The 11,722-nt window shown below is 66.3% G+C and carries 7 protein-coding genes; all 7 read left to right on the forward strand.

Features of this window, described 5'->3' with window-relative positions; genetic code table 11:
• On the forward strand, nt 1-3,215 hold a 3,215-nt coding region (locus QUW00_RS09175; protein WP_289614079.1), incomplete at its 5' end, for an MBG domain-containing protein.
• A gap of 21 nt (nt 3,216-3,236) precedes the next feature.
• Nucleotides 3,237-3,758, forward strand: coding sequence for a hypothetical protein (locus QUW00_RS09180; protein WP_289614080.1), 522 nt, complete (start codon nt 3,237-3,239; stop codon nt 3,756-3,758).
• Between the two features lie 255 nt (nt 3,759-4,013).
• Complete coding sequence (locus QUW00_RS09185) at nt 4,014-6,590, forward strand: hybrid sensor histidine kinase/response regulator (protein WP_289614081.1); 2,577 nt, start codon at nt 4,014-4,016, stop codon at nt 6,588-6,590.
• On the forward strand, nt 6,587-8,926 hold the full coding sequence (locus QUW00_RS09190) for a hybrid sensor histidine kinase/response regulator (protein ID WP_289614082.1): 2,340 nt from the start codon (nt 6,587-6,589) through the stop codon (nt 8,924-8,926). Before QUW00_RS09185 ends, QUW00_RS09190 begins: the two co-directional genes overlap by 4 nt.
• The gene (locus tag QUW00_RS09195) at nt 8,923-10,143 is read left to right on the forward strand and encodes a GGDEF domain-containing protein (RefSeq protein WP_289614083.1); all 1,221 of its coding nucleotides are present in this window, start codon (nt 8,923-8,925) and stop codon (nt 10,141-10,143) included. Before QUW00_RS09190 ends, QUW00_RS09195 begins: the two co-directional genes overlap by 4 nt.
• Entirely contained in the window at nt 10,140-11,273 is a 1,134-nt protein-coding gene (locus QUW00_RS09200) for an HD-GYP domain-containing protein (protein WP_289614084.1), read from the forward strand. The genes QUW00_RS09195 and QUW00_RS09200 overlap by 4 nt, the downstream gene beginning before the upstream one ends.
• A gap of 10 nt (nt 11,274-11,283) precedes the next feature.
• On the forward strand, nt 11,284-11,625 hold the full coding sequence (locus QUW00_RS09205) for an Hpt domain-containing protein (RefSeq protein WP_289614085.1): 342 nt from the start codon (nt 11,284-11,286) through the stop codon (nt 11,623-11,625).
• Nucleotides 11,626-11,722 lie beyond the last annotated feature (97 nt).

An 11,722-nucleotide genomic window follows, 5' to 3' on the forward strand; every position in this document is an offset into this window, starting at 1 on the left:
CCGGCTACGACTTCGGCGGCTGGGAGCCCGGGGTCGCCGAGACCGTCACCGCCGACGCCACCTACACGGCGCAGTGGAAGGCCGACTTCTTCAATTTCAGCGTTGTCGGCAAATCTTGGGTCTACGACGGTACGGACAAGACAGTTGATGTGCATGGCATCTATCCCGGCGACACGGTTACCTATACCGTGGGCGAGGAGAGGTACGAGTGCACTGTCAACGCTGATGGCGAGATTGAAGGCGCTCCGACCTTTAAGAACGTTGCAGATACCATTTCTGAAATCAAAATCACTGTGACGCGTGGCGGTGTGACCTCTGAGGCTAAGACTGCTCAGATGATCATCACTCCTGTTGAGATCAGTGTTTTCGGCGAAGACACCGCTGTGTATAACGGTCTTGATCACACGCTGACCATTACGCAGAAGAGTGATGTTACCTACAATACGGGCGCTGTTGAGGGTGAGGATCTCGTCGTCAAGGCCACCATTACTGGCAAACTGCCTGGTGAGTACACCACGCTTGACGAGGGTGCTTCCTGGAACATCCAGGGCGGCGATAAGAATAACTACAGGGTTACGATTACCGGCAAGCTGACCATCACCGATCGTCCCGACGGCGAGAAGTTCGAGATCACCGCTTTTGCTCCCGACGCTGAATATCTCTATGACGGCAAGGAGCACACGGCCAAGGGTGTCACGTTTGACAACCTGACCTTCAACGGCATCACGTACACCGTGGAAGGCCTGAGCTCTACGCTCACTAATGTTGACGCGGGCAACTACCCGACCGCGATCGCCGGTACCGCCAAGGTAGTCGATCCTGACGGCAACGACGTGACCGATCAGTTCACGGTCGACACGTCGGACTTCGGCGCCCTTACCATCTCCAAGCGCCAGGTCACGCTGACCTCCGATTCTGCCATCAAGCTGTACGACGGTACGCCGCTCAAGGCTGAGAACGTCACGGTCACCGGCGACGGCTGGGCCGACGGAGAGGGCGCTACCTACACCTATGGCGATGGCCAGACTGCGGTCGGCACGTCCAGCAACACCTTTGAGTACACCCTCAACGAGGGCACGAAGTCGGGCAACTACGACATCGACGAAGTCGAGGGCAAGCTGACGGTGTTCAGCAGCTCCATCAACCCCGACGACGATCCGCTGCCTGATCCGGATGATCCGGACTATCCGCAGCCCGGCGACGAGGACAAGCCGTACTACAGCGGCGTCACGGTCGATGAGCCGAAGAGCGTCGACTACGACGGCCAGCCGCACCAGTGGGTCCCGACCGTGCTCGACAAGGACGGCAACCCGCTCCCCGAGGAGAACTACACCGTCACCTATCTTGACGAGGATGGCAACGAGGTTGACAACTTCATAGACGTCAAGACCATCACCGTCGTCATCGAGGGTCAGAATGGCTACACCGGTGAGGTTAAGCGCGAATACCAGATCCGTAAGATCGACCTCACGGTAACCACCGAGTCCGCCACCAAGGTCTACGACGGCAGCCCGCTTACGGCACCCGGCGAGATCAAGGGCCTGGTTGAGGGTGACGCCATCTTCACTGTTACCGGAACGATCACCAACGAGGGTACCAAGACCAACACCTATGAGCTCGATTGGGTCGGCAATAAGGCTGACAACTACAACATCACTGAGAACCTGGGCAAGCTGACGATCATCGCCCAGTCCATCGACCCGGACGACAAGCCCGATCCGGACGATCCCGACAAGCCGACCTATGGCGGCGTGTGGGTGTCCGACGCTCCCGAGTCCGTTATCTACAACGGCCAGCCGCACCAGTGGACCCCGACCGTCCTGGATAAGGAGAACGGCGAGCCGCTCCCTGAGGGCAGCTACTCCGTCACCTATGTGGACGACGAGGGCAACACGGTTGACGACTTCACCAACGTCACGGGCGACATCCACGTCGTCATCACCGGCGAGGGTAACTACACGGGCCAGGTTGAGCGCGTCTACCACATCGACCCGCGTCCGCTCGACGTGGTCATTCCCGAGCAGACCAAGACTTACGACGGCACCGAGGACGTCATCCACGACGGCGACATTACGCTCAACCTCGGCGACACCTACATCGCCAACGACGCCGTGGTTGCCACTATCGCGCCCGAAAACGTCAAGTTCGCTCAGGCAGACGTCCACGAGGACGGCGACCTGGTCGCCAGCATCAACAACGTTACGCTGAGCGGCGATGACGCTCGCAACTACGAGCTGCGCAACATCTCCGGTATCGGCTCCATCACGCAGGCTGGCGTCACGGGCTTCGCGCTCTCGGCCAGCGGCTACTCCGGTGCCTACGACGGTCAGGCTCACGACGCCGTGACGAGCGCCGTCGTTACTGAGAAGGCCGAGAGCCAGCAGCGCGACGCCTCCTGGGAGATCACCTACTCGCTCACCGAGGACGGCACCTACACCGCCGACATGCCCACCGTCACCAACGTGGCGGACAGCACCACGGTGTACGTCAAGGCTTCCAACGCCAACTACGGCGAGATGGTCATTCCCGTCCAGGCGACGGTGACCCCGCTCACCCTGACGGTTACGGCCAACAACCAGTCCAAGGTTGCCGGCGCGGCCGACCCCGCCCTGACGTCCCGCTACACGGGCGCCCTCGCGGGCGAGACCCCCGGCTGGACTGGCACCATCGCCCGTACCCCGGGCGAGGCCGTGGGCACCTACCAGATCGTCCAGAACACCCTGGACATCGCTGACAACGGCGCCTTCCTGGCCGGCAACTACGAGCTCGCGTTCGTCAACGGCGTGTTCACCATTACGGCGGCGCCCGGCGGCGGCGGCGCCCCCGGCGGTGGCGACGATACGCCTGGTGGCGGCGGTGGCGACGATACCCCGGTGACCCCGGGCGGCGGCACGCCGGTTGCGCCTGCGGGCGGTGCCGACGACACCACCGGCATCATCGCTGACGCTCCCGAGCAGCCCGAGCCCGAGCCGGCCGAGGAGACCATCGCTGACGACGACAACCCGCTGGCCAGCGGCGAGACCATTGGCGATGACGAGACCCCGCTCACCAAGCCCGTCAGCCATGAGAGCTGCTGGGTCCACTGGGTCATGATGCTCGGCATCATCGTCACCGCGGTCTACGACGCCGTCGTGCTCGTGCGTCGTCGCAAGTACACCGGCACCCTCAAGTCCTACGAGGACGAGGTGCTCAATCCCGACAACCGCAACGCGTAACGCAGGAAGGAGTGAGCTGACATGAAGAAGTCCAACGTCATCGTTACCGCAATCATCGTCGTCCTTTCGGCCTTCCTGTTGTGGCTGTGGTACTCCCTCGGCCTGAACACCGTCGACCAGCCGCTCGACCTGGTCGTCTCCGTGGTCTGGTGGGCCCTCGTGGCTATCGGCGCGGGCCTGACGGTCAAGTTTGAGAAGGATCGTCGCCAGCGCATCCGCACCGTGTACGTGGGCGACGGCCGCATGTACAACCCCGAGATCGGCGTGTCCGCGCTGGCGCCCGGCGCTCGCGTGGCCGACGAGATCGCCGCGCGCCTGACCGCGCTCGAGTACGGCTTCGACCGCGAGGAGGCGCCCGAGGCGCGCACCTCCGACGACGCCCCTGCGTGGCGCTACGTCGTGCGCACCGAGGAGTTCAAGCCGGCCGACCGCAACGGCTCGGAAAAGGATTCCGAGAAATGGGAGGGCGAGGTCGTGACCGTCGCCACCGGCGAGTCCCGTCGCTTCACCTCCCGCGCCGAGCTCGCGGCGCTGCTCGCGTAAGGTACGCGGCACAAGATGGGTCAGATGGGGACGTGTTCCATCTGACCCATCCGGCAACATCGCCCACGATGGGTTGGACGGAACACGTCCCATCTGACCCATCCGGGCGTTATTCGGGTCGCAGCGCGGCCGGGGCATCTCGCTCCGGCCGCGCTGTTGTTTTACCGTTTGGCCGCAACGGCGCTGACACCCCGGGCAGCCCCGCGCAAGTTGGTATGATGGGTGCAATCGGATTGTTCAACAGGTCGGAGTCGTATGGGTCACAGCACGCACCGGCGCACGCAAGCGCTGAGGAGCTTCGGCTTCAACATCGGCATACTCGTCCTCTTCGTGGCCTTCTCCTTGGGAGGTCTCACGGTGCTGCACGACTCGTTGGTCAACAACGCCGACGAGTCCAACGCCGCCCTGTCGCGCTACTACGCCTCGGAGTCGGCCGGCAACCTGACGGTTTACGAGACGCTGCTCGACTTTGGCGCCACCTCGGTCGAGACGCGCGTGTCCGAGGGCAACTCCTGGGCCGAGCTCGAGGCGTGGGCGAGCAGCTACTGCGACCGCCTGCGCGCGGTGCTGGCCGACGAGTCGCTCAACGTGTACGCCATCATCGACGGCCAGGTGCTCACGGTGGGCGAGTGGGTGGACGACCCCACCTTTGATGTGACGCAGCGCGAGTGGTACCGCCGCGCGGTGGCGCAGCCCGGCGTCACGACGTTTTCCAATGTGTATCGCGACGCCATCACCGATCAGTTCATCGTGACCGTGGCCAAGCGCTGCGAGGGCGTGGACGCGGTGCTGGCGTTTGACCTGTACCCCGAGAACTTCTCCTTCCACTTTGACATGCTCGAGCTGCCCGAATCGACTTCGCTGTTCCTGTGCGACTCGGTGGGCAACCCGCTCTACATGCGCTCATCCATGGTCGATGGCCACAGCGACGAGGAGGTGGCCGGCTACCTGCAGGAGCTTGTCGAGCGCATTGACGCCGGCGAGTTCAGCGACGGCGACCTGACGCGCATCGTCGACCTGGACGGCCGCGAGCGCGCGGTCAGCTACACCCGCATGGATAACGGCTGGCTCGCCATCGTCACCACGCCCTACAAGGCCATCGTGGGCGGCCTGTCGTGGGTGCTCACCCTGTTTGCCATCATGGCCGTCGTGTTCATCGCCGCGGCCCTGCTCATGACGTGGCGCGACGTGCGCCGTGCGGCGCGCATGCAGCGCACCAACGATACCGTGCGCGTGCTGGGAAACTCCTACTATGCCATCTACCTGGTGGATTACCGGGCAGGCACCTACGAGATGATCAAGGGCTCCGACTACGTGCGCGAGCGCATCGCCACTACGGGCGCCTACGACGACCTGCTGCGCGTGGCAGGCGAGGTCATCGAGGAGGACACGTTCCGCGAGTTTGAGGAGAGCTTCTCGGCCGCCAACATCCGCCAGCTGGTGGAACACCGCGTGCGCGATTACGGCGGCGACTTCCAGCGCCGCTTTGGCGAGGGGTACCGCTGGGTCAACGTGCGCGTGCTCTACGACGAGTCGCTGTCGCCCGACGAGGTGGTGCTGTGCTTCCGCGAGGTGGACAGCGCCAAGCGCCGCCAGTTGCAGGAGCGCCGCTATCTGGAGGGGGCGCTCGACACCGCCCAGAGCAGCATGGAGGAAAAGCAGGCCTTCTTCAACAACATGAGCCACGACATGCGCACGCCGCTCAACGCCATCATCGGCCTGTCCGACCTGGCGCGCCGCGACGTGACGGACGCGGCCAAGACCGACGGCTATCTGGAGCGCATCGAGCGCTCGGCCCAGCAGCTCCTGACGCTCGTCAACGACATTCTCGACATCTCGCACGTGGAGAGCGGCAAGATGTCGCTCGTGACGCAGCGCATGGATCTGGCGGCGGTGCTGCGCGACGCGGTGGAGCCGTTTGAGATCCAGGCGCACGAGAGCGGCAAGGAGCTGACGCTTGATATGGACATTGAGCGCAGCTGGGTGCTCGGCGACCCGGCACGCCTGGGGCAGGTGCTCAACAACCTGCTGTCCAACGCGCTCAAGTACACCGAGCGCGGCGACGCGATCCGCGTGGACGTGGAGCAGGAGGGCGAGGGCGACCTGGCGAGCTACCGCATCCGCGTCGCGGACACCGGCATCGGCATGTCCGAGGACTACCTGCCGCATATCTTTGAGATGTACGCCCGCGAGCAGCGCTTCGGCGCGCCGCAGGCCACGGGCACCGGCCTGGGCATGCCCATCACCAAGAGCCTGGTGACGCAGATGGGCGGCACCATCGAGGTGGCAAGCAAGCTGAACGAGGGCACGACGGTCACGGTGGTCCTGCCGTTTGCCGCCGCCCCCGGCGAGGGCGCGAGTCCGTGCACCGAGGGCGCCGCCGTGGCGGCCGACGTGCCCGCCGACGATCCGGCGTGCGCGCTGGCGGGCGTGCGCGTCCTGCTTGCCGAGGACAACGAGATCAACATGGAGATCGCCTGCGAGCAGCTGTCGTTTGCCGGCGCCGAGGTGACCCAGGCGTGGAACGGCGCCGAGGCGGTCGACGCCTTCGCGGCCTCCGAGCCCGGGACATTCGACGCCATCCTGCTGGATATGAAGATGCCCGTCATGGACGGCTGCGAGGCGGCGCGGGCCATCCGCGCCCTCGACCGGCCGGACGCCGCACGCGTGCCCATCGTGGCCGTGACGGCCAACGCCTTTGCCGAGGACATCGCCGCGACATCGGCGGCGGGCATGGACGCGCACGTGTCCAAGCCCATCGACTTCACGGTGCTGTGCACCACGCTGCGCGATTTGCTTGCGCGTCGTGGCAGGGACGGTGATGCGGCATGAGCGACCGGGCGAGGACGGATCGGGACGAGCGGGCTGCCGGGATTGCCGGGGCCGCTGCCGGCGCCGCGGCGGGTGCCGGGGCCGGCGCGCGGGGCCGGGCGGCGGTGCCCGCCGGTGTCGAGGGGTCGGTGCGCCTGCTGCGGCTGGGCGTGGCGGGCCTGCTCGCGCTGTGCGTCGCGGTGTTCCTGACGGTCTCGCTGTTCGTGATGCGCAGCAGCGACACTACGATCGACGGCGTCAGCGGCGGCTTCATGGAGCAGATGAGCGCGCAGATCCGTCTGAACTTCCAGTCCGAGATCCGCCTGTACCGCTCCGAGCTCGAGAGCGTCTCGCTTTCGGCCGAGATCGACGAGCAGGCCACCGACGCCGAGCGTCGCGCCGTGTTTGTGGACGAGGCGGAGCGCCGCGGCTTTCGCTACGTGGCGATCCTGGACGGCGACGACACGTCGGTGCTCATGGGACCCGAGCTTGCGCTCGATGAGCGCAAGGCCTTCGTGCACGATACGCTTGCCGGCGACGCCGCCGTTACCGTGGGCATTTCGGATGACGGCCAGACCATGATCGTGCTGGCCGAGCCCCTGCTGCGCGCCGACGGTTCGGGCGAGCGCGACGGCGATCGCGTGCTCGTCGCCGGCGTGCCGCTCACCGAGACGGTCGAGGCCCTGTCCCTCGACGTGTCCGCGACCGAGGTGTACACCCACATTATCCGCGCCGACGGCAGCTTCATCCTCAACAGCAACCGCAGCCTGCACTACGACTCCTACCTCGAGCTGCTGCGCGTCAACGAGGGTCAGCCCGGGGTCGCCTACGACATCACTGCCGACCGTCTGAAGACGATCATGGACGCGGGCGACAGCGTGTTTTACGTCTCCAACGTCAACGGCGAGCGCTACGCGAGCTATCTGGCACCCCTGGAGGGCACGAGCTGGTTCATCGTATCGGTGCTGCCCTTCCGCGTGCTGCACGATCCCATCGACGCGCTCGCGTGGAACCTGTTTGCCGCCGCGGCGATCGGCTGCGTGTTCATCCTGGTCGTGCTCGCCTTCGTGCTGACGCGCTACCTCAAGCTGCTGCGCGCCCAGATGGATGCCTTGGCCGAGGCGCGCGAGCAGGCCGACGCGGCGAGCCGGGCGAAAAGCGAGTTTCTGTCCAACATGAGCCACGACATCCGCACGCCCATGAACGCGATCGTGGGCATGACCAAGATCGCGCGCGACGACCCGTCCGACGAAGCGACGGTTCGTCGCTGCCTGGATACCATCTCGACGTCGAGCGCGCATCTGCTCGGGCTCATCAACGACGTGCTGGACATGTCGCGCATCGAGAGCGGCCGTCTGGAGTTCTCCTTTGAGCCGGCGCGGCTGACCGACATCGTGCGCGCCGCCGAGGGCGTTATCCGCCCGCAGACCGACGCACGAGGCCAGCGCTTTGAGGTCGACGTGCGCGACGTCGTCTGCGATACGGTGCTCGTCGACCGCACGCGCCTGGGCCAGGTGCTCATCAACCTGCTGTCCAACGCGGTGAAGTTCACGTCCGACGGCGGGTGCGTGACGCTGGCCGTGGAGCAGGAGGGGGACGGGGCCGCGGTGGGCTTTGGTGCCGCGACGGGCGACGGGGCCGTACCGGGCGCTGGTGCCGTAGCGGGCGCCGGCGCCCTGGTCCGCACGCGCCTGACCGTGCGCGACACCGGCATCGGCATGTCCGAGGAGTTCCAGCGCAAGGTGTTCGACTCCTTTGAGCGCGAGGACCGCGCCCGCGTGCACAAGACCGAGGGCACGGGCCTGGGCATGGCCATCGTCAAGCGCATCGTGGACGGCATGGGCGGCACCATCGAGGTCAGCAGTCGTGTGGGCGAGGGCACTTGCTTCACCGTCGTGCTCGATCTTGCCTGCGCGCCCGACGCCGAGGCGCATGAGGCGAGCGCCGGCGAGGTGTCGCTCGACGGGCTGCGCGTGCTGCTCGTCGAGGACAACGACATCAATGGCGAGATCGCCTGCGAGCTGTTGGGCGGCTGCGGGCTCGAGGTCATCTGGGTGCAGGATGGCCGCGGGGCCGTCGACGCCTTCGCCGCCTCCGAGCCCGGCGCCTTCGCGGCGATTCTCATGGACATCCGCATGCCCGTCATGGGCGGCTACGATGCGGCGCGGGCCATCCGCGCGCTCGACCGCGACGATGCCGCGCGCGTGCCCATCATCGCCATGACGGCCGACGCCTTCGCCGAGGACATCGCCCGCGCACGGGAGTGCGGCATGGACGCGCACGTGGCCAAGCCGATAGACTTGGATGAACTGCTCACCACCCTGCGGCGCTGCTTGGCGAAAGGAGGACGCCCATGACGGATCGCGCACGCGGGCATACGCGCGCCCGGAGCTCCGACGCACCGAGCGTCCGTCTGGCTGCCCAGTTCAGGCGTCGGCGCGCCTACTTCACCGATGACCGCCGCGCCATCGTCGACCTCAACTTGCGCAGCCTGCGCACGGCCTGCCTGCTGGTGGGCGCGCTGGCGCTGCTGTTCATTTGCCTTACCTGCGCGCTCACGCCCGGATGGCTGCCCGAACCGGTCCACTTCCTGCTGATCTCCGTCTGCGTGCTGGTCGCCGCCGTGTGCCCGTGGGCGCGCCGCGCCCTGGGCGAGCGGCCCTGGACGGCCGCGGCGCTGTGCCTGGGCGGCCAGCTGGCGGTCCTGGCGCTCGTGGCGTATATCGACGGCACGCTCACGCCGGATGCGCCGGGGACGTTCATGCAGGCCGTCTGCATCGCCTGGGCAGCCGTGATCGTGCTGCCGTGGGCGATGCCCGTGGGCGTCGTCATGGTGACCGAGGTCGCGTACGTGGCACTGTCCTTTGCGTGCAAAGACTTCGCGCTCGCCCAGCGCGACCTGTACGGCGCCCTCGTGGGTGCGAGCGCGTCGGTGATCGTGTCGCAGCTTGCCACCAACCTGCGCGTCGCGGACTTCGAGGCGCGCGAGCGCTACCGCAACCTGTCGCTACGCGACGGGCTGTTGGGCATCTACAACAAAGGGGCGCTCACGGCGCTCGCCCAGCGCTACTTCGAGTCGGTGGCGCCCCATGTGACGGCCTGCGTCATCATGCTCGACATCGACGACTTCAAGGCTGTCAACGACCGCTTTGGCCACGATACGGGCGACGAGGTTCTGCGCGCCCTGGCGGGTGCCCTGCAGCGCTGTTTTCGCTCCAGCGATGCGGTGGGGCGCTTCGGCGGCGACGAGTTCATGGTGCTCGCGCGCGGCCTTACCGATCCGCGCGTGATCGCGGGCAAGCTCGACGCCGTGCGCCTGCAGCTGGAGGAGCGGTGCGAGAAGCTCGTGGGCCAGCGCGTGGAGTGCAGCGCCGGCGCGGTGATCCTGCGCGACGCCGATGCGACCTACGAGACGGCGTTTCGCCAGGCCGACGAGGCGCTCTACGCCGCCAAGCGCGCGGGCAAGGCTCGCGTGGTGATTCAGGAGTTCTGCCCGCCCGCGCCTGTGCGCGAGCGGCGCGCGAGCACGGCTGACGCTGCCGCGTCGCCGTGCAACGGGGAGGACGGTGCATGATGGAGCCGGTCGGTACTGCCGCGGGCAGGCTTCTGATCGTCGACGACGAGGAGATCAACCGCCTGATTCTCAGCAACCTGTTCGAGGGCATCTACGAGGTCGACGAGGCCGCCGACGGCCGCGAGGCGCTCGATAAGATCGAAGCGGACCCGGCGCGCTACATCGCGGTGCTGCTCGACGTCATGATGCCCGTGCTCGACGGCATCGAGGTGCTCAAGCGCCTCGCCCCGGCGGGCTACATGGAGCGCGTGCCGGTGTTTCTCATCACCGCCGAGCGCGGCAACGCCGTCATGGAGGAGGCCTATTCGCTGGGCGTCATGGACTTCATCGGCAAGCCCATCGTGCCCTATGCGGTGATCAAGCGAGTGCAGTCCGTGGTGGAGCTGTTCGAAGCCCGTAAGCGCTTGTCGCTTACCGTCGAGGACCAGCGCCTGCAGCTGCTTGAGCGCGCCGAGCAGATCATCGAGCTCAACCGCGGCATGATCGAGTCGCTGTCAGCCGCCATCGAGTTTCGCGACGGCGAGAGCGGCGACCACGTGCAGCGCATCCACGACATCACGAAGCTCATGCTCACCCAGACCCATCTGGGCGAGGGGCTGTCGAGCGAGGATATCGACGACATCGCGCTCGCTGCGATCATGCACGACGTGGGCAAGATTGCCATTCCCGATGCCATCCTTTGCAAGCCCGGCCGGCTCACGCCGGAGGAGTTCGAGATCATGAAGACCCATACCGTGCAGGGCGCCGAGCTGCTCGCGCGCATTCCGCAGATGCGCGGGACGGGCGCGTACCGCTATGCGATTGACATCGCGCGGCACCATCACGAGCGCTGGGACGGGCGTGGATACCCCGACGGGCTGGCGGGCGACCAGATCAGCATTTGGGCGCAGGTAGTGAGTCTTGCGGACGTGTACGACGCGCTGACCAACAAGCGCGTGTACAAGGCGGCGTTTACCCGCGAGGAGTCGCTGCGGATGATCCGCGACGGGGAGTGCGGGACGTTCAATCCCGAGCTGCTCGCGTGCTTCTTTGAGGTGGAGCCGCAGATCTGCACGCTGTATGAACGGGGCGCGGCGGCCGGGCCGGTGACTGATGGGTCGGCCGCCGATGGCCAGCCGACGGGGCGATAGGGGAGTGACCATGGATAACGAGAAGCTTCGGGCCGCGGGAATCGACGTCGACGACGCGCTCGCCCGCCTGATGGGAAGTCAAGCGTTGCTGGATCGCCTGCTGGGGAAGTTCGCCGCGGACCAGAACATGGCGCGGCTTGAGGACGCTGCGGCGGCAGGCGACGCTGACGCCGGCTTCGAAGCCGCCCATGCGCTCAAGGGCGTGTGCGGCAACCTGTCGATGACAGGGCTGTTCGAGCTGACCTCGCGCCAATGCGACCTGTTCCGCGCCGGCGACGCCGCAGCGGCCTTCGCGCTGGTATCCGAAGTACGAGCTGCCTACGACGCCGTGTTGGCCGCCATTGCCGCCTAGTTTTATCTTCTCATCGTGTAAATTCACCCTAGGGATTTTTTTGCATGGGGATGGGCCTTTGCCTGCGGCTTTACCGCAGGCAAAGGCCCATCCCCAT

It is taken from the genome of Collinsella tanakaei (assembly GCF_030373545.1).
Lineage (GTDB): Bacteria > Actinomycetota > Coriobacteriia > Coriobacteriales > Coriobacteriaceae > Collinsella > Collinsella tanakaei_C.

Coding starts and splice junctions, on each gene's coding strand:
- QUW00_RS09180 (WP_289614080.1), top strand. CDS start 3,237: ATGAAGAAGTCCAACGTCATCGTTACCGCAATCATCGTCGTCCTTTCG.
- QUW00_RS09185 (WP_289614081.1), top strand. CDS start 4,014: ATGGGTCACAGCACGCACCGGCGCACGCAAGCGCTGAGGAGCTTCGGC.
- QUW00_RS09190 (WP_289614082.1), top strand. CDS start 6,587: ATGAGCGACCGGGCGAGGACGGATCGGGACGAGCGGGCTGCCGGGATT.
- QUW00_RS09195 (WP_289614083.1), top strand. CDS start 8,923: ATGACGGATCGCGCACGCGGGCATACGCGCGCCCGGAGCTCCGACGCA.
- QUW00_RS09200 (WP_289614084.1), top strand. CDS start 10,140: ATGATGGAGCCGGTCGGTACTGCCGCGGGCAGGCTTCTGATCGTCGAC.
- QUW00_RS09205 (WP_289614085.1), top strand. CDS start 11,284: ATGGATAACGAGAAGCTTCGGGCCGCGGGAATCGACGTCGACGACGCG.